We start from the raw sequence: 19,809 nt of genomic DNA, 5'->3' as shown, positions 1-19,809 counted from the left end.
TCGTCCCTTTAGCCATGGTCTGAATCCTGATTCACTGCATGCAGGTGAATCAGGATTCAGACCATGGCTTATCGCACCACCGAAGCTCGACTCGACCGCGACCAAGCGTTGCGCGTGCGTATTCTCGACTGCGCCTTGCTGCGAGTGGCCGAGGGCGGTTTCGCCGCCCTGACCATGCAGGCGTTGGCCGACGATGTTGGCATCGCCACCGGTAGTCTGTACCGCCACTTTCGCAGCAAGGGTGAACTGGCCGCCGAGGTATTCGCCAGCGCCAGCCAGCGTGAGGTAGATGCTCTGGCCGCTGCCTTGCGTGGGCCGGGCAGCGCCAGCGAGCGCCTGCGCATCGGCCTGGAACAGTTCGCTGCCCGCGCCTGGCATAGCCGCCGCCTGGCCTTCGCGCTGATTGCCGAACCGGTCGACCCGGAAGTCGATGAGCAGCGCCTGCTCTATCGCGAAGCCTACGCCGAGCTGTTCATCGATCTGCTGGAGGAGGGTGCCGGCGCTGGTGAGTTTCGCGTCGAACAGATCGGTCTGATGGCGGCCTGCCTGGTCGGCGCCATTGCCGAAGCGCTGGTCGGCCCCCTGTCGCCACCTGCTCGCGCCGCTCGCGAAGCAGGCCAACCCACCCTGGAGCTGGCGCAGGTCAGCGCCAGCCTTGCCACCTTCTGCCTGCGCGCCGTCGGCGCCAAGGAGTCCACGCGATGAAACCCAGCCTGTATGCCGAAACCCACGAGGTGTTCAACCAGGTACCGAGCCTCGATGGCGCCAATCTCTATCGCCTCGACCTGCCGCTGCAGGAGTGGATTCGCCGCTACGATGGCGCCTGGGCCCACGAGCGTTTGAGCGCCTATGGCGCGCTGGCCGGCGGCGCCCTGATGCAGGCCGGCTTTCTTGCCAACGAGAACAAACCGGCGTTCAAGAGCCACGACCGCTACGGAAATCGCATCGACCTGGTCGAGTTTCACCCGGCTTACCACGAGCTGATGCGCACGGCGGTCGAGCACGGCCTGCCGTCGCTGCCCTGGAGCGACCCGCGCGCCGGCGCCCATGTTGCCCGTGCCGGGCTGACCTATATGCATAGCCAGGCCGAAGCGGCCAGCGGCTGCCCGTTGACCATGACCTTCGCCGCCGTGCCGGCCATTCGCCTGCAGCCCAACGTGGCTGAGCAATGGCTGCCGAAGATCCTCGCCACCGAGTACGACCCACGCAACCTGCCGATGGAGCAGAAGACTGGCGTGACCATCGGTATGGCCATGACCGAGAAGCAGGGCGGCACCGACGTGCGTGCCAACACCACCCGCGCTTATCCCATCGGCCTCGGCGGGCCGGGGCAGGGCTATGAGCTGGTGGGCCACAAATGGTTCTGCTCGGCGCCGATGTGCGATGCCTTCCTTACCCTGGCCTACACCGACAAGGGCCTGTCGTGTTTCCTGCTGCCGCGTCACCGCCCGGACGGCACGCGCAACGCGTTCTACATCCAGCGCCTGAAGAACAAGCTGGGCAACTGGGCCAACGCCTCCAGCGAGGTGGAATACCGTGGCGCTTTCGCCTGGATGCTCGGCGAGGAAGGGCGCGGCGTGCCGACCATCATCGAGATGGTGGCGATGACTCGCTTCGATTGCATGGTCGGCTCCAGCAGCCTGATGCGCCAGGCGCTGACCCAGGCTGCGCACCACTGTGCGCATCGCCAGGTGGGTGGCAAGCTGCTCGCCGACCAGCCGCTGATGCAGAATGTGCTGGCCGACCTGGCGCTGGAGAGCGAAGCTGCGCTGGCCCTGTGCATGCGCATGGGCCGCGCGCTGGATCACGCGCATGACGCGCAGGAAGACAAGTTCGCCCGTCTGGTCACTGCCGTGGGCAAGTACTGGATCTGCAAGCGCGCGCCGGAAATGATCTACGAGGCCAGTGAGTGCATGGGCGGCGCAGGTTATGTCGAGGAAACCATCATGCCGCGCCTGTACCGCGAAGCGCCGGTCAACTCGATCTGGGAAGGCTCGGGCAACGTGCAATGTTTGGACGTGCTGCGTGCACTGTCCAAGGAGCCGGGCGTGCTCGACGCGTTGTTCGCCGAACTGGGTGATGGCCATGGCGATGCCCGCCTGAAGGCGCATATCCAGCGGCTCAAGGCAGATTTCGCTGATACAGCCGATATCCAGTACCGCGCCCGCCAGCTCACCGAAGACATGGCCGTGGCACTGCAGGCCAAGCTGCTGCTTGAGGCGGGCAACAGCGTGGTCAGCGACGCCTTTATCGCCAGTCGCCTGGAAGGCCGCGGCCGCGTCTACGGCACCCTGCCGCGCGGTGTCGATGTCGAGGCGCTGCTGGCGCGTAGCACGCCGCATCTACTGTGAGGGCTAGCGCGATAGCGGCGTGACAGTGCGCCGGCCATCCAGCCGGCGCCTCAGGGGTCAGTCGTCGCTCTCCAGTACTTCTCGGCCGTTGAGCGCCTGTATCGGGCGGGCGTTCTTCGCATACAGGTGCTGGAACTGCGCCAGTTGCGCATGGGACAGCTCGACCGGTTGTTTGAGTACGCGCCATTGCACGTCCTCACTGCATGGCGGTGTGGTCAGCGAGCCGGCGAAGGCGTAGTAACCCTGTTGCTGCGGCAGTACGGTTTGCGGGGCGAAGCTGCCTGCCAGTTCGACTTTTTCGCCTGCCTTGGGCGGCATGGCATCGAACACGGACTCCAGTGCCTGATTTTTCTCACCTTCCTTGAACAGCACAGCCACTACCGCCAGGCGGCCATCGGCGGCCTGGTGGACGAAATGCGCCACCATCGGGAAACCCTTGCCGGCGATGTGCTCCTCGCTGGGTGTATGGAAATGGAACTGCACCAGGCGATAAGGCTTGCCGTCGATCTCGATGCCGCCAGCATTGGTCAGATTCACCTGGACGGTGTGGCCGTTATTCACCACTTCGGCCGGGCTGGCCTGGTAGTCGAAGGCGAGGCGAGGCAGCGATGCGCGCGTCGCATGGCTGATGTCGATCGGCGATTGCGCATGGCCGAGTGCACAGGTTTCGTAGCCCGGGTCGAGCTCGGCCCAGTGTTCGGGGCCTTCCTTGCCTTTGTAGCTCCAGTGCGGTTGCTGTTCGGCCGCCATGGCGCCGGTTGCGAACAGTGCAGTCAACGCAACGATCAGGGTCTTCTTCATATGCGCTCTCTTACTGGATGATGGATCTACAGCTCGCGTGGCCAGCAGTCGGGGGCGAGTGCGGAAAGATTACGCATGATTTGTAATAAAAAGTTACATCTTCATGGGTTGGGCGTGATGCATTGCGCATTCTCGGTGGCGCCGGCTGTATTCAAGACAGTATCTGTTCAGGTGGAGTGGCTCCTGGCAGATGAGAGCATTTCGGGAGTGTTGCGCTGCCTGTCGCGCTTAGGTGGCAGGCCCGGATCGTTGCCGAGGAGGTGGGCGGTGCCTTGAGCGCGAGTACTGTCTTTTGCCCGAGCTGCGGAGTAAGGTTGCCGCCGATGGTTCCGCTCGCCTTGGCGCGTGTGGATGAAAAGGGAACAGGGTGCGGCGAATCTCGCCAATGCCCTGGCTGCCCCCGCAACTGTAAGCGGCGAACGACGCCCTCATGCCACTGACTTCGGTCGGGAAGGCGGGCGAAGTGCCAAGCCGTGAGCCAGGAGACCTGCCATCGACAACGGGCGTTTCGCCTACCCCCTTATCCGAATCGTCGCGCGGTGGGCGCGGCAAAGGAGCTCGCATGCATATCGAACCTGGTGTCGTCGAAGGCGCCAAAATCCTGCTCAGCTACGCAACGGCCGTCACCGCTTTCGGCCTGACCGCCAAGCTCGCTCTGGGCAGCGTCCGCAACAACGGCGGTGTCGCCGCCCTGGCGCTACGCAGCCTGCTGACCACCGCCCTGGTGTTCTGCTTCTTCGAAGTGTTCCCGCATCATGCGGTGGGCGTTTCCGAGGTGCACCTGATCCTCGGCTCGACCCTGCTGCTGCTATTCGGCGCCGGGGCTGCCGCCATTGGTCTGGCCGCTGGCCTGTTGTTGCAGGGGCTGCTGTTCGCTCAGTTCGACCTGCCGCAGTACGGCATGAACGTCACCACGCTGTTGATCCCGCTGTGGGGTATCAACCTGCTGGCCAAGCGCATCGTCGCGCCGGGCACGGCTTACGTCGATCTTTCCTACAAGCAGGCGCTGGCGCTTTCGACCGCTTATCAGGGCGGCATCGTCGCCTGGGTCGCGTTCTGGGCTTTCTACGGTCATGGCTTCTCCAGCGAGAACCTGGCGGCCGTGGGCAGCTTCGGCCTGGCCTACATGAGCGTGATCCTGGTCGAGCCGCTGATCGACCTGGGGGTGCTGGCCGCTGCCAAGGCGCTGTCGCGTTTCAGCCAGGGGCCGCTGTTCAACGTGCGCCTGCATCAGCCGGCCTGAGCCGGTCGCTCAGCGGCGGCGTTGCCAGATCATCTTGCCGGTATTGCTCTCTGTGACCAGGTACTGGTCGCTGAAGCGGTAGTAGGCGGCGGGTTGATAGTCGGCGGCGCCAGCCAGGCGCACCATCAGCATGCCGCCCTGGCTGCGCCAGTGGCCGCTGTACTGCATCTCGCCTGGGCTGTCGTAGCTCCAGTCGCCTCCGCCACCGACCGAGCGGCTCCACTGGGTGACGCTGCCGTCGGCATTCAACTGCAGGGTCATCAGAGTGTTGAACGAGGCGAAGCTGGCACCGCCGCTATTGATGATCTTCTCGTGTACCCAGGTGCCGACCAGTGTCGGGTCCAAAGTGCCTGACGTAGGTGGCGTCGCAATCGCCGCCTCGCGCTGAAACAGCGCCTGGCGTTCCAAGATCTCCCCGTTTCTTGGGTTACGCGCAGCGATACTGGCGTTGAGCATCGCGTTGGCGTAGGTCGCGTTCATGTTCGCCAGCAGCAGGCCCGATTGCGGGTCGCTGATCTCGGCGCGCAGCAACTTGCCGTCGTAGCGACCTTTGACGACCAGGCGCAGGTGCTGGCCCTCTACGTACTCGCCTTCCACCACGGCGTCGTTCTGGCGCAGGATCAGCTCGCTCGGCTGGCCGTCGAGCGTGGCCCGGTAATGGCCATCGAGTTCACCGGCTTGAACGCTTGAGCATGAGGCCATGGCCAACAGCAGAACGATTGCATGAGGCATGATGGTGACCTCCGACGAATTGATCCAAGCCTAGCCGTTGGCAGCGATAGGCGGGGGATCGCGCTATGTTTTCGTCAACGTATGCAGGCAAGATAGACGCGTACGTTCAGTCAGGAAGATGCACAGTGAAAGCCTGCTCAGATGATTTCATCATTGCTTACACCCCCGAAGAGGCCGTCGACCGCCTCGCCGCCTTGCACCAGGAAGCCACCGGTGCGTTGAGCCAGGCGCTCAAACGCTACCTCAAGGAGCGCATCCGTCCCGATGCCAGCGAGCACTGCCTTTTCCGCTACCCCGAATTGCGCCTGACCTACCTGTGCCAGGGCGAGGTGCCGACCACCGTGCGTGCCTACGCCAAGGTACAGGTGCCAGGCACCTACGCGATCACCGTGACCCAGCCGGCGGCCTTCCGCAAATACCTGCTGGAGCAACTGCGCCCGCTGATGAACGACTTCACCCTGCGCGTCGAGGTCGGCCGCAGCCAGCAGAACATTCCCTATCCCTACGTGGTCGAGGGCGGCGATGAGCTGGCCGGCAGTGGCGTGACCGCCGCCGAGCTGGCGCGGGTATTCCCCAGCACCGATCTGTCCGCCGCCACCGACGGCACCGCCGATGGCCTGTACGACTGGGAGAACATCGACCCGCTGCCGCTGGCACTGTTCGACGCGGCGCGCACCGATTTCTCGCTCAAGCGCATCCAGCACTACACCGGCAGCGACTGGCGCCATGTGCAGCCGTGGATCCTGCTGACCAACTACCACCGCTACGTCGACCAGTTCATCCGCCACGGTCTGGACATGCTGGTGGGCGACTCGCGCTTCACGCGCATGGTGCTGCCAGGCAACGTGGTGATCGAGCGTGGCATGGCCGAAGGCGAGATGCAGGCGATCATCGAGAACGTGGTCTGGCACCGCTACCAGATGCCGGCCTATCACTTGCAGGCAGCGGACGGCCACGGCATCACCCTGGTCAATATCGGCGTCGGCCCGTCCAACGCCAAGAACATCACCGACCACCTGGCCGTGCTGCGTCCGCACTGCTGGCTGATGATCGGCCACTGCGGCGGCCTGCGTCAGTCGCAGACCATCGGTGACTACGTGCTGGCCCACGCCTATATGCGCCGCGACGGCATTCTCGACCGCGTACTGCCGCCGCATATCCCGCTGCCGGCGCTGGCCGAGGTGCAGCAGGCGCTGCAGGAAGCCGCCAAGCTGGTTACCGGCGAAGAGGGCGACGAGCTGAAGAAACGCCTGCGCACCGGCACCGTGCTCACCTACGACGATCGCAACTGGGAACTGCGCTGGGCCCAGGAACGGCCGCTGATCAACCTGTCGCGTGCGGTGGCGGTGGATATGGAAAGCGGCACCATCGCAGCGCAAGGCTACCGTCTGCGGGTGCCCTACGGCACGCTGCTGTGCGTGTCGGACAAACCCTTGCACAGCGAGATCAAGCTGCCCGGCGCAGCCGGCGCTTTCTACGAGCGCGCCGTGACCCAGCATCTGCATATCGGTATCGCGGCGCTGGAGCTGATGCGCAGCCAGCTCAACTCGCTGCACTCGCGCAAGTTGCGCAGCTTCGACGAGCCGCCGTTCCGCTAGAGGCCTGATCTAACGGCGTGGCCTGGCGCACAGTCCGGCCACGCCTGTTCGGCGTTCGTTCACGCTCGGGTTTAAACTCGCGCCCGTCATGGACGAACGAGGCGATACGCATGGAACAGGCACGCTTGCTGCTCACGGCGCTGTGGGAACCCTTCAGCTTTTTCAGTCTTTTCCTCTACACCGGCCTGGCCCTCACGCTGGGTGCTGCGCTCGGCCTGCTGCTGGCCTTCAAGCTGCAGCGCCTGGGCTGTCTGGCGCGTAACAAGCGCTGGCACCACTGGCTGCTCAAACTCTACTTTCTGCTGCTGCCCCTGGCTGGAGGTTTTCTCGGTTTTCAGGGAGGGCTGCTGTACGGCAGCCAGCAGCAGATCAATCGCCATCTCGACAGCTATGCACCGGTGGTGCAGGAACTGGCCGATGGCGTCTGGAGTGACTTCCAGGCGTACGTCGAGGCACAGGGCCAGCAGGGCGCCCTGGCGGTGCGCGATACCAGCGTGCAGGAGGTGCTCAATCAGCTGGCGCTGGACTACCTGCGCAGCGAGCGGCTATTGGAGGCCGGGGCTCGTGCCGAGGCCTCTACCGCCGAGCGCATCGCCTTCGACCTGTTCGACCGCCTGCGTGCCAGCCTGCTGGGTAAGGCGATTGGCGAGATGGCGGTTGAGGAAACCGCGCGCTACAGCGGGCTCAACGAGAAGGTGCTGACGCAGGTGCTGGATGCGCGTATCGAGCAACTGCTACAGGCAGAGTTTCTTCTCGGGCTGCTCAAGAAGCAGATCGGCCATGTATTCAAACCCTTCTATATCGCCCTGCTGATCCAACTCGGCCTGCTGCTGGCCGTAATCGCGGCGGAGTGGGGCCTGTCGCGCTGGTTGCGGCAGATGCCCTCTCGCCTGCCTGCCGAGCCGCTTGCCACGGTCTGAGTTCAGGCGGCCGCCGGCGCCTCGTCGCTCAGCAGTTCGGCCAGCGCTGCGCGGTCGATATTGGCGCCGCTGAGCACCACGGCCACGCGCTGGTCGGCGTTGCTTTCGCGCTCCTGCATCAGGGCGGCCAGCGCCGCCGCGCCGGCGCCTTCGGCAAGGTTGTGGGTGTCCTCGTGATAGGCGCGGATGGCGGCGCGAATCTCTTCATCACTCACGCGCACGATGCGTGCCGCGCCGGTGCGGATCATACCCAGCGCCAATTCCTGGGGCTGGCGGCAGGCCATGCCGTCGGCCAGTGTCTCGGCGCATTCGGTCTGCACCAGGCGGCCTTGTTCGAAGCTCCGTGCATAAGCATCGGCGCCACTGGCGACCACGCCGACGATCTCAGTGTCGAGGCCGAGCAGGTCGCGGGTGCGGATCATCCCGCAGATGCCCGAGCCGAGGCCGATGGGCACGTACACCCGGCGCAGGTTCGGCACCGCCTCCAGCAGCTCCAGCGCGTAGGTAGCCACGCCGCGCACCAGATCCTCATGCAGTGACGGCACCCAGTGCAGGCCGTCGCGTTCGGCGATACGCGCGGCTTCGGCGCGCGCTTCGTCGAAGTCGCGGCCATGTTCGATCACCTCGGCGCCGAGGGCGCGCATCGCCGCGTTCTTCTCGCGGGCGTTGCCATGTGGCACCAGAATACGGATCGCCAGCCCGGCCTGGCGCGCAGCCAGCGCCAGGCTCTGGCCGTGGTTGCCACGGGTGGCGGTGACCAGGCCACGCACCTGCGGCTCGTGGCGTAGCAGGGCGTCGATATAGACCAGCCCGCCACGCACCTTGAAGGCGGCAGTGGGTGCGTGGTTCTCGTGCTTGACCCACAGCTCGCAACCCGTGCGCTGGCACAGCAGCGGCCAGGCCAGTTGCGGCGTCGGCGCCATATGGCGGTGAACCAGTTCAGCGCTCTGGCGCAGTTGGGCGAGGTCGAACATGGGCTGTGCTCCGAGTGGTGTTGACCCCGATGCTAGTGCGGCGCATTGTATGGGTAAATCTTTATATTGCATGGCAAGCAATGTGGCTCCCTGACCTCTCCAGCAGTTCCCTGCCCACTTACCTAGCCCTGGTCGAGGCCATCGCCGCCGCCATCGGTCGCGGTGAACTCAAGCCCGGCGAACGCCTGCCGCCGCAGCGGCGCCTGGCATGGACGCTGGGTATCAACCCGAGCACGGTGATGCTCGCCTACCGCGAGGCGGCGCGTCGGCATCTGGTTTCCGGCGAGGTCGGCCGTGGTACCTACGTGCTGGCCGGTAGCCGCGAGGCGAGCCTGTTTCGCCTCAAGCAACCGGCCGCGCAGGGCGAGCTGATCGACCTGTCGACCAACGTGCCGGTGCACGATCCGGACAGCCGTGACCTGTCCGTCAGCCTTGCCGCGCTGGCTGCGCGCAGCGAGCTGGACGCGTTGCAGGCTTATCCCACGGCAGCGCTGTTCGAGCGTGCGCACCTGGCGGGCGCCACCTGGCTACGCCGCCGTGGCCTGGAACTGGCGCCGAACGGCCTGCTGCTTTGCGCTGGTGCCCAGCAGGGCGTATCGGCGGCGCTGCTGGCGCTGTGCGAGGCGGGCGAGCCGATCCTGGTGGAGCGCTTCACCGCACCGGGGATCAAGGCCGCCGCGCGCCAGTTGCGCTTGCCGCTGCACGGTGTGGCGATGGATGAACGCGGCATCCTGCCTGATGACCTAGACCGCCAGGCGCGTGCCACCGGCGCTCGCGTAGTGGTGCTTACGCCTTGCCTGCAGAACCCCACTGGCGCCAGTCTGGACGCCGAGCGCCGCGCAGCCATTGCCGAGGTGGCGCGCCGACGCGGCCTGTGGATCGTCGAGGATGACGTCTACGGCGTGCTCGGCAGCGCGGCGCCGCTGGCGGTGCAGGTGCCCGAACGCTGTCTGCTGATCAGCAGCCTGTCCAAGAGCGTCGCACCCGGCTTACGCCTGGGCTTTATCGCCGGTGCGCCGGAACTGCTCGAACTTATCGATCCCGAAGCCCAGGCCACCCGCTGGGCGGTGACGCCACTGAGTCTGGCGCTGGCCTGTGAGTGGATCGAAAGCGGCATCGCCGAACAGCGCCTGGCCTGGCAGATCGAGGAACTGCAGCAGCGTTGGCGCCTGGCCGCACGCGTGCTTGGGCCGCGCATGCCGCAGGGCAGGGCGGTGGCGCCGCACCTGTGGCTCGATAGTGCTGCGCCGGTGGGTCTGGCCGAGGCCTGTCGACAGCATGGCGTGGAGGTGGTGCCGGCCGAGGTGTTCGCAGTGGAAGCCAATCCGGGGCATGCGGTGCGTGTCAGCCTTGCGGCGGCGGCCAGCCGGGTCGAACTCAAGCAGGCGTTGGAGGGGATCGTGGCGGCTTGGCCTATCGGTTGAGTGCCACATGTAGGGCGGTAGGGCGTCCCGGACCGCCCTACGCCCTTGCGAGTTTCATATGCAGAATCGGAAACGGCCGCCCGCCGCCATCCAGGCGTGAGCGATCGGTCACGACAAAACCCAGGTGTTGGTAGAAACCCACGGCCTGCGGGTTCTGCTCGTTGACGTCGACGCGCCTGGTGCCCAGCGCGTCGATGGCGTGGCGCATCAGTCGCTTGCCCACGCCCTGGCCGTGGCAGGCCGGGTCGACGAAGAGCATTTCCACCATGCCTTCGCTGGTGCCGAGAAAACCCAGGATTCGCCCTGACTCGGCACGTGCGCAGGTCAATTGCACGGCCGGGAAATACTGCTCGCGCAGCAAGGGCTTGATCACCTGCAGGTCGCTTTCCGGCAGGAAGTGGTGGGTGGCGCGCACGGCCGCCTCCCAGATTTCCACCAGGGTGGGCAGTTCGGCAGCGGTGGGGGTGTCGAGAGTCAGCGGCATGTCAGTAGGCATCGAAGATCAAGCAGGGCGCGGAGCATGCCAGTTCTGCGCCCGTGCTGTCATTTGCTGGCGTCGAGCACCACGCGATAGCGCGCCTTGCCGCTGCGCAGGTGGTCGATGGCCGCGTTCACCTGGCTCATGGGGAAGTGCTCGACCTGCGGCAGAATCTGGTGACGCGCGCAGAACTCGAGCATGGTCGCCATGCTTGAGGGCGAGCCCACCGGTGAGCCGGACAGGCTCTTCTGCTGCGGGATCAGGTTGAACACGTGCACCGGGATGGCGCTGGGCACGATGCCGACGAAGTGCAGGCGGCCCTTGCCGCGCAGGGTGCCGATCAGCGCCTGCCAGTCCAGATCGGCGCTGGCAGTGACCAGAAGGAAATCCAGGCTGCCGGCAATCGCCTTCATCGCCGCGCTGTCGGTGGAAGCCACCACCTTGTGCGCGCCCAGGCGTTTGGCTTCGTCCTGCTTGTTCAGTGACGAGGTGAAGGCGGTCACATCACAGCCCCAGGCATTGAGAAAGCGCAGCGCCAGGTGGCCGAGGCCGCCGATGCCAACCACGCCGACGCGATCCGTCGGCTTGATGTCGAATTCCAGCAGCGGGCTGAATACCGTCGAACCGGCGCAGAACAGCGGGCCGACCAGCGCCGGGTCGAGGCCATCGGGCAGTGGCACAGCCCAGGCCCAGTGCGAACGCAGGCGGTCGGCGAAACCACCGTGGCTGCCAACGATGGTCGGCTTCACCGAGCGGCACAGCTGGTGTGAGCCTTCCATGCACGAGCCGCAGTGCATGCAGCTGCCCTTGTACCAGCCGATGCCCACGCGCTGGCCCAGCTTGAGCCCGCGCGCCTGCTCGCCGAGGCGGACGATGGTGCCCACCACCTCATGGCCGGGGATGAAGGGGTAGCGCGCGTTGCCCCATTCGTTGTCGATCATCGACTGGTCGGAATGGCAGATGCCGCAGTATTCCACCGCCACTTCCACCTCTTCGGCGCCCAGTGGGCCGGGGTCATAGCTCAGGGGCTCCAATGGTGCCTTGGGCGCGGTGGCGGCCCAGCCGGTAAAGGTGGCAAGTTCGGCGTTGTTGCTCATCGGTGGCTCCTGATCGCAGGGGGTGAATCAGCAGCTTAGCTGCTCTGGCAGACCGTGGAAGCACCATCAGCGCCGCTTATCGTGGGTTACACTGCGCGCCCCAGTGCCACCGAAGCCAGTTGCATGTCACGCTCTCGTACTCCCGCCAATCGCCGCCCTGCAGCCCCACGCCGAGTGGCCAAGGCGCCGCCTGCGCAGCCGCGCCTGCTGGTATTGAACAAGCCGTTTGACGTGCTCACCCAGTTCAACGATGAGCAGGGCCGCGTCACGCTCAAGGAGTTCGTCGATGTGCCCGGCGTGTACCCGGCGGGTCGCCTGGATCGCGATAGCGAAGGCCTGCTCTTGTTGACCAACGATGGCCGTCTGCAGGCGCGTATCGCCGACCCCAAGCACAAGCTGCCGAAGACGTATTGGGTGCAGGTGGAAGGGGAGCCGAGCGATGTGCAACTGCAGCAGTTGCGCGATGGCGTGACGCTCAATGACGGCCAGACCCTGCCGGCCGAGGCGCGGCGCCTGGACGAGCCCGAGCTGTGGGAGCGCAACCCGCCGGTACGCTTTCGCAAGAGCGTGCCGACGGCGTGGCTGGAACTGGTGATCCGCGAAGGGCGCAATCGCCAGGTGCGGCGCATGACCGCTGCGGTTGGCCTGCCGACCCTGCGCCTGGTGCGCGTGGCCATCGGTCCCTGGAGACTTGATGGCCTGCAGCCTGGTCAGTGGCGCGAGATCCCGGCGTTATTGCCATAGGGAGCCTCATTGCAGGCGAAGTTGGTGCGCACGGCGCACCCTACGGCCGGCGGTGTCCCTGTAGGGTGCGCCGCGTGCACCAGGGTCACGACGCCGATTGTTCCCGTACGCCGCTGGATGGGTATAGGGGGAGAACGGCGGCGGCCGCGGTGATCAGTGAGACGCACCGCGCAGCGGACGTTTTGTCGCAGAGGTCGGCCCAGCGAGCATGACCTGAATCAATAACCGGCCTTGATCACGGCGATACCTTTGTTCAGCACTTCACGCCAGGCTTGGCGTACCTCTGCGTCGCACTCCTTGTCGTGTTCGCTGATGGTCGCCAGCAGCGCGTCGAGCCACAGGTCGTAGAGTTCGGGGCGAATGTCCAGATGCTGGCGCGAGTGCGATTCGCCGAGGGCGCGCAGCTTGGTGTCGGGCATGCCGCGCGCGTGCATCACCAGATTGAGAATGCCCTGGCGCAGCAATTGCTTTTGCGCGCTCATGTCGGTGTCGACGAACTTCTCGCGAATCAGCGGCGAGCTGGCGAGGAAGTGGCGGTAGAAACTGTCGAAGAAATCCAGGCTGGCGCAGCAGCGTCCATAGCTCTGCATCACCAGATTGGCGGCGCTCATGTGTAACTCCTTGAATAGGCGGCAGGTCGCATCGAGACGATGGCCTGGTTTCAATCAGACGTAATGCGCTGGCCGAGTGGCTTAGCCGTGAATGCCGCGCGCGGTCTCGATGATGTAGGTGATGATCGGCTTGGCGAGGAAGGCGAACAGGCACAGGCCCAGGCCGAGGAACAGGATGGCGGTGCCGAGGCGGCCGGCCTTGGACTTCTTCGCGAGGTCCCAGATGATGAAGAACATGAACAGCATCAGGCCGCCCACCAGGACGTACATCATCAGGGCTTCAAATTGTTCGGTTTCCATGGTGCCTCATGATTCGGACGGAAAACGCAGGGCCGGAATTATACGCGCCCTGACCCAGAGCGCGGCATGATCCGCTTCACCCTGCGACTTTCAGTCGCGCAGGTGCTGCAACGGCAACTGCGTGCTGGAGAGAATCTGCTGCAGTACGAAGCTCGAGCGCACGCTGGAAACACCATCGATGCGAGTCAGGGTGCCGAGCAGCAGCTTCTGGTAATGGTCCATGTCCGGCACCACTACCTTGAGCTGGTAGTCGGCGTCCATCCCGGTCACCAGGCAGCACTCCAGCACCTCGGGGCATTTGCGGATTTCGTCCTGAAAGTGCTCGAAGCGCTCGGGGGTGTGCCGGTCCATTCCGATCAGCACGTAGGCGGTCAGGCTCAGGCCAAGCTTCTTGCGGTCGAGCAGGGCGACCTGGCCAGTGATGTAGCCATCGTCTTCCAGCTGTTTGACCCGACGCGAGCAGGGCGAGGGCGACAGGCCGATACGTTCGGCCAGTTCCTGGTTGGACAGGGCAGCGTTGCGCTGCAATTCGGCGAGAATGTTCAGGTCGTAACGGTCGAGTTTGTCCATTTTTTAACTGGCTCATTATTGGATTGCGCTAGATAGTGCTCCTTTAGTTGTTAATTGCGCAATTGGTAAGTTTGTAAGCAATCTTAGCAATCTTATTTCGGCGCGGCAGGCGTAAGCTTTCTCTCAGTTTCACGGCCCGGACGACAAGTCCTACCGGCCTCGCCCAACCAGGTGAGCCGGCGCCGACGGTCCTACCGGATCGCACCGGCACCCGGGTCCGCACTGCCCAACCAGGCGGGCGAAGAAAGCGGCGACAGCATCGCCAGCACCGGACAGATTTCCCGAGGGGGCCGCAAGGCCCCTTTTTTATTGTCTGGGATTTCTGCAGAAGGCTCGTGGGTTTTGGCGATTTTCGAGAGGCGGGGGGTGTATTCAGTGCCGGACAACTTCCGGCGGATCGGCGTGTACCAGCACTTCGGCGCGTGGATAGCGCTCCTGGATCGCCTTTTCCACGGCCTCGCAGTGCGCATGCGCGTCGGACAGGCTCATCTCGCCCGGCAGCTCCAGGTGCAACTGGACGAACCAGCGCGTACCGGAAATGCGTGTACGCAGATCATGCGCGCCGAGCACACCCGGCACCGAGGTGGCCAGCTGGTACATATGCTGAGTGGTTTCGCTGGGTAGCTCCTCGTCCATCAGCACGCCGATCGCGCCGCGCACGATGCTGATGGCGCTCCAGAAGATGTAGAAGGCGATACCGATGGCGAAGATCGCATCCATCTGCTGCCAGCCGAAACGGGTCAGTAGCAGGGCGAGGAGGATGCTGCTGTTGAGCAGGATGTCGGAGCGGTAGTGCAGCGAGTCGGCGTGAATCGCGGTGGAGCCAGTCTCGCGTACCACCTTGCGTTGAAAGCTCAGCAGGGCGACGGTCAAGGCTAGCGACAGCAGCATGACGGCGATGCCAATACCTTCGGCCTCCAGCGGCTGTGGCACTTGCAGGCGCTCGACGCCCTGCAGGCCAATGAGCACGGCACTGACACCGATGAATAGCGCCTGGCCCAGTCCGGCCAACGCCTCGGCCTTGCCGTGGCCGTAGCGGTGATCCTCGTCGGCAGGGCGCAGGGCGAAGTGCACGGCAACCAGGTTGATCAGCGAGGCGGCGCTATCAAGCAGCGAATCGGTGAGGCCGGCCAGCAGGCTGACCGAACCGCTCAGCCACCAGGCAATCGCCTTGGCCAGCACCAGGGTCAGCGCCACCGTCAGCGCTGCCCGGGTGGCCAGGCGCATCAGCCTGGCGTGCTGTGGGTCATGCATGAACTCAGGCAGCCGGATGCAGGCCGTAGGCTGCCAGTTGTTCGGCGCTGCCGCTGTGCTGGATCAGGCGTGGGTCGTCCAGCGGCAGCTGGTGGCCGGTGCTGGTTTCGATCAGGGTCTTGAGCGCGTACTGGTCGACCTTGCCGTCTTCGCCAATCAGTTGCTTGAGCTGCTGCGGGTCGACCTGGGCGGTCTGGCCTTCGGGCAGGTAGATGGCGCCGGTGGCGAAGTCCACGGCGAAGGCGATCAGGCCAGGAATCACGTAGAACAGGATGCCGATGGCGTTGGCCCCGGCGATCACCGGGTCGATCTTGCCTTCGATCTGGCCGCGGCGATCCGGGTAGAAGATCGAGCCGCAAGCAGTCAGTTGGGCGAGCAGGGTCGCGGCGACAATGCCGGCGATGACGCGGGATTTCGTGCGCATGAGCACCTCCAGAAAAAAGTGGCGCAACTATAGCAAGGCGATGATTGCAAAACTGCAGCGCGCTGTTTCAGACCAGCAAGTTGGCAGGCGGTTCGCCGTTATAATTGCCGGTCTGCTGTGGAGAAATGATGAATACCCTGCCGATCGATTCGCTGCTGCCTGATTTGCGCAATGCGCTGAGCGCCCGCCACGAAGTAGTGCTGGAGGCGCCGCCCGGTGCCGGCAAGACCACCCGCGTACCGCTGGCATTGCTCGATGCGCCCTGGCTGGCTGGGCAAACCATCCTCATGCTCGAGCCGCGTCGCCTGGCAGCACGTGCTGCCGCCGAGCGCCTGGCCAGCGAGCTGGGCGAACGGGTCGGCGAGACGGTCGGCTACCGCATTCGGCTGGACAGCAAGGTGGGGCCGAACACGCGCATCGAGGTGGTCACCGAAGGCATTCTTGCCCGCCGCCTGCAGGACGATCCGGCGCTGGATGGCGTCGGTCTGGTGATCTTCGACGAATTTCACGAACGCAGCCTCGATGCCGACCTGGCCCTGGCGCTGACGCTCAACGGCCGCGCCATGTTCCGTGGCGAAGGCAGCGGCGAGGCGCCGCTCAAGGTGCTGTTGATGTCCGCCACTCTCGAAGGCGAGCGTCTGTCGGCATTGCTTGGCGATGCGCCGGTGCTGCGCAGCGAAGGGCGCATGTTCCCGGTGGATATCCGCTGGAGCGCGCCGCTGGCGCTCGGTGAGTGGATCGAGCCGCGGGTAGTGCAGACGGTACAGCAGGCGCTGGCCGACGAGCCGGGCAGCCTGCTGGTGTTCCTGCCGGGGCAGGCCGAGATTCGCCGCGTGGCCGAGCAACTGGGCGAGGTGCTGAGCGGGCACGACGACATCCTGCTCTGTCCGCTGCATGGCGAGCTGGATCTGTCCGCCCAGCGTGCTGCCATCGAGCCGGCCTCGGCCGGCAAGCGCAAGGTGGTGTTGGCCACCAACATCGCCGAGACCAGCCTGACCATCGACGGCGTGCGTGTGGTCATCGATGCCGGCCTGGCGCGGGTGCCGCGCTTCGACCCGGCCAGCGGCATGACCCGCCTCGACACCCAGCGCATTTCCCGTGCCTCCGCGACCCAGCGCGCCGGCCGTGCCGGGCGCCTGCAGCCGGGCGTGTGCTATCGGCTGTGGTCGCAGGCGCAGCACGAACAGTTCAGCGCCTATTCCAGTGCGGAGATCCTCCAGGCGGACCTGGCCGGACTAGCCCTGCAACTGCTGCGCTGGGGCGTGACACCGCAGGAGCTGAGCTGGCTCGACGTGCCACCGCCGGCCGCCTACGCCCAGGCGCTGGATCTGCTTGGTCGCCTGGGCGCCCTCGATGAACGTGGTGCACTCAATGCCCACGGTCAGGCCATGACCGAGCTGCCGAGCCATCCACGTATTGCCCATCTGCTGCTGCGTGGCCAGGCGCTGGGGCTTGGTGGGCTGGCCTGCGATCTGGCGGCGCTGTTGTCCGAGCGCGATATCCTGCGCGGAGGTGGCGCCGACTTGCACAGTCGTCTGGCCCTGCTCAGCGGCGAAAGCCGCGCCATGCGCTCGGCCCAAGGGGGCGTGCAGCGGGCGCGGCAACTGGCGAAGCAGTTCCAGGGGCTGATCAATGGCCGGGCCGTCAGCCAGGCAGTGAGTGACCCTGGACACTCGCGCTGGCTCGGCTGCCTGCTGGCCTTCGCTTACCCCGACCGTATTGCCCAGCAACGCCGAGCCGGCGGCGCTGACTATCGCCTGGCCAATGGTCGCGCGGCACAGTTCGGTGAAACCGATGCCCTGATGAAGCACGAATGGCTGGTGGTGGCCGATCTGGGCAGCCGCCAGGGCCAGCGCGAGGAGCGCATCTATCTCGCCGCCGATCTCGACCCGGTGCTGTTCGAGCGTGAACTCGCCGAGCAGGTCGCGACGCTGGACGTGCTCGACTGGGACGAGCGTGAAGGCGTGCTGCGCGCCGAACGTCAGCGCAAAGTGGGTGAGCTGGTGCTGGAACGCCAGGCGCTGGCCGCGCTGGACGAGGCGGCGCGCGGCCGCGCCCTGGTCGGCCTGGTACGGCGCAAGGGCCTGGAACTGCTGCCGTGGACGCCGGAGCTGCGCCAGTGGCAGGCACGCGTGGCGCTGCTGCGCGAGCTGGATTTGCAGCAACAGGGACAGAGCGAATGGCCGGATCTGTCCGATGCTACGCTGCTGGCCAGCCTCGAGCAGTGGCTGACGCCCTTCCTGGGCAAGGTCAACCGCCTCAGCCATTTCGCCAATCTCGACCTGCCCTTGATCCTGCAGACGCTCCTGCCCTGGCCGCTGCCGCAACGCCTTGACGAGCTGGCGCCGAGAGCGCTGAGCGTGCCGTCCGGCTCGCGCATCGCCATCGACTACACGGAGCACCCGCCGGTGCTCGCCGTGCGCCTGCAGGAGTTGTTCGGCCTGGCCGCGACGCCGCGCATCGCCGGTGGTCGTCTGGGCCTCAAGTTGCATTTGCTGTCGCCGGCACGTCGTCCGGTGCAGGTGACTCAGGACTTGGCCAGCTTCTGGGCCAACACCTATCTGGAGGTGAAGAAGGACCTCAAGGGCCGCTATCCCAAGCATTACTGGCCTGACGACCCGCTGATCGCCGAACCCACGGCGCGAGCCAAACCGAGAAAATGAGAAGTCGATGCTGACTCTGGACGTCGGGCCCTTGGCCCTTGGTGTACCCCATTTACTGCTGTTTGGCAGCCTGCTGCTGGCCACACTGGTTGGTTGGTTGATCGGTCGTCGCCACGGCTGCAATCCGGAAAGCCAGTTGTTCCGGATGCTGATGCTGGGCTTGCTGGTGGCGCGGCTGGCGTTCGTGCTGGTGTATGCCGAGTATTACCGCGATGAGCCGTGGCGGGTGGTGGATATCCGTGATGGCGGCTTCATCGCCTGGCCGGGTGTGCTCGCGGGACTTGTGCTGGGCGCCTGGTATCTCTGGCGCCAGGCACAATTGCGCCGGCCGTTGGGCGCGGCGATGGGCGTCGGCCTGGCGCTGTGGCTGGGCGGCAACCTGATGTTGCATGCGCTGGAGCAGGGCACGCGACTGCCTGACCTGCAGGTGCGGGATATGCAGGGCAATCCGGTGAACCTGCGTGACTACGCCGGCCAGCCGCTGGTGGTCAACCTGTGGGCCACCTGGTGCCCGCCATGTCGACGTGAGATGCCGGTGCTGATGCAGGCGCAGCAGCGTGAGGCTGCTATCACCATCCTGTTCGTCAACCAGGGGGAAAGTGCTGCGCTGGTGGGTGAGTTCCTCGCCGCGCAGCAACTGAGTCTGGACAATCTGCTGCTCGACGATCAGGTGCAGCTGGGTCAGTTGGTGGGCTCGCGGGCGTTACCCACCACGCTTTTCTACGATGCAGAGGGGCGGCAAGTAGGCAGTCACCTGGGCGAGCTGTCGCATGCCAGCCTGGAGCGAGCGCTGGCTCGATTGCGGGGCGATTGACGCGTCAATACAACCACAGATCCTCGCCGGCATCCTGCAACTGCTGGTACACCCGATCCAGGTCCTCGCGCAGGCGCTCGGCATCAGGCGCACGTCGCGAATAGATCAGCCGCAGCGGCAGACGCTGTACCTCGACGAAGGGCAGTTCGCCCATGCCCAGTGTGCGTTTGGCCTGTTCGACGGGGGCCTGATAGTCCAGCAGGTAGTCTCCGCGTCGGCGCTGGAGCATTTCCAGGGCCGAGGTGTGGTTGGCGGTACGGTGATGAGTGATATTGCGCGCCGGATCTTCCAGCCATTGATTGACGTCTTGCCAGTAGCTGTAGCCGGTGATCAGGATCACCCCACGATCCTGCAGATCATCCGGAATGCGCGGTGCAGGTGTGTCGTGGCGAAAGTACAGGTTGAGGGTGATCTCCCCCAGCAGATGCTTGCCTTCGAGGGTGTGCTCGACCAGCTCCGGCTTGCCTGAGGCGCCGGCCCAGATATGTATGCTGCCATCGAGCAGACCGCTGTAGAGGCGGGCGCCGGGGTAGGAGCGAAAGTCTGCCTGGTATCCCGCTTCGTCGAGCAGGCGCGCGGCCAGCTCCAGGCCCGAGCCGCTGGGCTGGCCTTGCGCGTCGGTATAGGAATAGGGCGGAAACTCGTAGTAACCCACGTGAACGCGTTGCCTGGCCTCGGCAGCATGAGCGGCGTGTAGCCATAGCAGGGCGATGAATATCAGGCAGAAGCGTCTTGGCATCCGGTTATCGCGGCTCTTCGCCGTCTTTTCGTTGTTATCGAATGGTGCCTAACGAGCATGGACAAGTCGCGG

At 65.3% G+C, this 19,809-nt stretch carries 21 protein-coding genes and 1 riboswitch; of the genes, 10 read left to right on the top strand and 11 right to left on the bottom strand.

Features of this window, described 5'->3' with window-relative positions; translation table 11 throughout:
* The first annotated feature begins 63 nt into the window (after window positions 1-63).
* The gene (locus JWV26_RS05885; protein WP_206418601.1) at window positions 64-705 is read left to right on the top strand and encodes a TetR/AcrR family transcriptional regulator; all 642 of its coding nucleotides are present in this window, start codon (window positions 64-66) and stop codon (window positions 703-705) included.
* Window positions 702-2,351: an acyl-CoA dehydrogenase family protein gene (locus JWV26_RS05880; RefSeq protein WP_206418600.1), complete on the top strand. Its 1,650-nt coding sequence runs from the start codon at window positions 702-704 to the stop codon at window positions 2,349-2,351. The genes JWV26_RS05885 and JWV26_RS05880 overlap by 4 nt, the downstream gene beginning before the upstream one ends.
* Window positions 2,352-2,408: 57 nt before the next feature.
* Here JWV26_RS05880 and JWV26_RS05875 read toward each other — a convergent pair whose 3' ends face one another.
* On the bottom strand, window positions 2,409-3,152 hold the full coding sequence (locus JWV26_RS05875; protein WP_206418599.1) for a carbonic anhydrase: 744 nt from the start codon (window positions 3,150-3,152) through the stop codon (window positions 2,409-2,411).
* Window positions 3,153-3,459: 307 nt separating this feature from the next.
* A riboswitch (cobalamin riboswitch) is annotated at window positions 3,460-3,661 on the top strand.
* A 53-nt stretch (window positions 3,662-3,714) separates the two neighbouring features.
* Between JWV26_RS05875 and JWV26_RS05870 the strand changes: the two genes are divergently transcribed.
* A complete protein-coding gene (locus JWV26_RS05870) occupies window positions 3,715-4,395 on the top strand; it encodes an energy-coupling factor ABC transporter permease (RefSeq protein WP_206418598.1) in 681 nt (226 codons plus the stop codon).
* A 9-nt stretch (window positions 4,396-4,404) separates the two neighbouring features.
* On the opposite strand, the gene JWV26_RS05865 is transcribed toward JWV26_RS05870, so the two are convergent.
* Window positions 4,405-5,127 (bottom strand): hypothetical protein, encoded by a 723-nt coding sequence (locus JWV26_RS05865; RefSeq protein ID WP_206418597.1) that lies wholly within the window; start codon window positions 5,125-5,127, stop codon window positions 4,405-4,407.
* Between the two features lie 125 nt (window positions 5,128-5,252).
* On the opposite strand from JWV26_RS05865, the gene amn reads away from it, so the two are divergent.
* Window positions 5,253-6,725, top strand: a complete 1,473-nt coding sequence (gene amn / locus JWV26_RS05860) for an AMP nucleosidase (RefSeq protein WP_021489460.1) — start codon at window positions 5,253-5,255, stop codon at window positions 6,723-6,725.
* Window positions 6,726-6,835: 110 nt separating this feature from the next.
* The gene (locus JWV26_RS05855) at window positions 6,836-7,645 is read left to right on the top strand and encodes a hypothetical protein (RefSeq protein WP_206418595.1); all 810 of its coding nucleotides are present in this window, start codon (window positions 6,836-6,838) and stop codon (window positions 7,643-7,645) included.
* Between the two features lie 2 nt (window positions 7,646-7,647).
* On the opposite strand, the gene JWV26_RS05850 is transcribed toward JWV26_RS05855, so the two are convergent.
* A complete protein-coding gene (locus tag JWV26_RS05850; protein ID WP_206418594.1) occupies window positions 7,648-8,619 on the bottom strand; it encodes a threonine dehydratase in 972 nt (323 codons plus the stop codon).
* 80 nt (window positions 8,620-8,699) lie between these two features.
* On the opposite strand from JWV26_RS05850, the gene JWV26_RS05845 reads away from it, so the two are divergent.
* Complete coding sequence (locus tag JWV26_RS05845; RefSeq protein ID WP_206418593.1) at window positions 8,700-10,043, top strand: aminotransferase-like domain-containing protein; 1,344 nt, start codon at window positions 8,700-8,702, stop codon at window positions 10,041-10,043.
* A 37-nt stretch (window positions 10,044-10,080) separates the two neighbouring features.
* Here JWV26_RS05845 and JWV26_RS05840 read toward each other — a convergent pair whose 3' ends face one another.
* Complete coding sequence (locus tag JWV26_RS05840; protein WP_196460678.1) at window positions 10,081-10,527, bottom strand: acetyltransferase; 447 nt, start codon at window positions 10,525-10,527, stop codon at window positions 10,081-10,083.
* 59 nt (window positions 10,528-10,586) lie between these two features.
* Window positions 10,587-11,618 carry an NADPH-dependent aldehyde reductase Ahr gene (gene ahr / locus JWV26_RS05835; protein ID WP_196460540.1) on the bottom strand — a complete coding sequence of 344 codons (1,032 nt, stop codon included), beginning with the start codon at window positions 11,616-11,618 and terminating at the stop codon, window positions 10,587-10,589.
* 123 nt (window positions 11,619-11,741) lie between these two features.
* Here ahr and JWV26_RS05830 point away from each other — a divergent pair, with 123 nt between their 5' ends.
* The gene (locus tag JWV26_RS05830) at window positions 11,742-12,362 is read left to right on the top strand and encodes a pseudouridine synthase (RefSeq protein WP_420890293.1); all 621 of its coding nucleotides are present in this window, start codon (window positions 11,742-11,744) and stop codon (window positions 12,360-12,362) included.
* 218 nt (window positions 12,363-12,580) lie between these two features.
* Here the strand turns inward: JWV26_RS05830 and JWV26_RS05825 are convergent, their stop codons facing one another.
* The 5 genes from JWV26_RS05825 to JWV26_RS05805 all read right to left on the bottom strand — a co-directional run bounded on the left by JWV26_RS05825 (window position 12,581) and on the right by JWV26_RS05805 (window position 15,521).
* Window positions 12,581-12,973: a globin gene (locus tag JWV26_RS05825; RefSeq protein WP_072424386.1), complete on the bottom strand. Its 393-nt coding sequence runs from the start codon at window positions 12,971-12,973 to the stop codon at window positions 12,581-12,583.
* 81 nt (window positions 12,974-13,054) lie between these two features.
* The gene (locus tag JWV26_RS05820) at window positions 13,055-13,273 is read right to left on the bottom strand and encodes a DUF2788 domain-containing protein (RefSeq protein WP_003240295.1); all 219 of its coding nucleotides are present in this window, start codon (window positions 13,271-13,273) and stop codon (window positions 13,055-13,057) included.
* Window positions 13,274-13,363: 90 nt separating this feature from the next.
* Complete coding sequence (locus JWV26_RS05815) at window positions 13,364-13,843, bottom strand: Lrp/AsnC family transcriptional regulator (RefSeq protein WP_004424680.1); 480 nt, start codon at window positions 13,841-13,843, stop codon at window positions 13,364-13,366.
* A gap of 372 nt (window positions 13,844-14,215) precedes the next feature.
* The gene (locus JWV26_RS05810) at window positions 14,216-15,097 is read right to left on the bottom strand and encodes a cation diffusion facilitator family transporter (protein WP_072424385.1); all 882 of its coding nucleotides are present in this window, start codon (window positions 15,095-15,097) and stop codon (window positions 14,216-14,218) included.
* 4 nt (window positions 15,098-15,101) lie between these two features.
* Complete coding sequence (locus JWV26_RS05805; protein ID WP_206418592.1) at window positions 15,102-15,521, bottom strand: polyribonucleotide nucleotidyltransferase; 420 nt, start codon at window positions 15,519-15,521, stop codon at window positions 15,102-15,104.
* Here JWV26_RS05805 and JWV26_RS05800 point away from each other — a divergent pair.
* From JWV26_RS05800 to JWV26_RS05790, 3 genes are read left to right on the top strand one after another with little or no spacing between them, the layout of a single operon-like run.
* Entirely contained in the window at window positions 15,520-15,684 is a 165-nt protein-coding gene (locus JWV26_RS05800) for a hypothetical protein (protein ID WP_158234277.1), read from the top strand. The genes JWV26_RS05805 and JWV26_RS05800 overlap by 2 nt on opposite strands.
* On the top strand, window positions 15,650-18,184 hold the full coding sequence (gene hrpB, locus JWV26_RS05795; RefSeq protein WP_206418591.1) for an ATP-dependent helicase HrpB: 2,535 nt from the start codon (window positions 15,650-15,652) through the stop codon (window positions 18,182-18,184). Before JWV26_RS05800 ends, hrpB begins: the two co-directional genes overlap by 35 nt.
* 7 nt (window positions 18,185-18,191) lie before the next feature.
* On the top strand, window positions 18,192-18,998 hold the full coding sequence (locus tag JWV26_RS05790) for a TlpA disulfide reductase family protein (RefSeq protein WP_206418590.1): 807 nt from the start codon (window positions 18,192-18,194) through the stop codon (window positions 18,996-18,998).
* Window positions 18,999-19,002: 4 nt separating this feature from the next.
* Here JWV26_RS05790 and JWV26_RS05785 read toward each other — a convergent pair whose 3' ends face one another.
* Window positions 19,003-19,737, bottom strand: a complete 735-nt coding sequence (locus JWV26_RS05785; RefSeq protein WP_074916506.1) for a substrate-binding periplasmic protein — start codon at window positions 19,735-19,737, stop codon at window positions 19,003-19,005.
* Window positions 19,738-19,809: the final 72 nt, after the last annotated feature.

The organism is Ectopseudomonas toyotomiensis (assembly GCF_017167985.1).
Taxonomy (GTDB): domain Bacteria; phylum Pseudomonadota; class Gammaproteobacteria; order Pseudomonadales; family Pseudomonadaceae; genus Aquipseudomonas; species Aquipseudomonas toyotomiensis.
The sequence above is the reverse complement of the archived record's forward strand: the minus strand, read 5'-3'. Positions and strand labels throughout refer to the sequence as shown.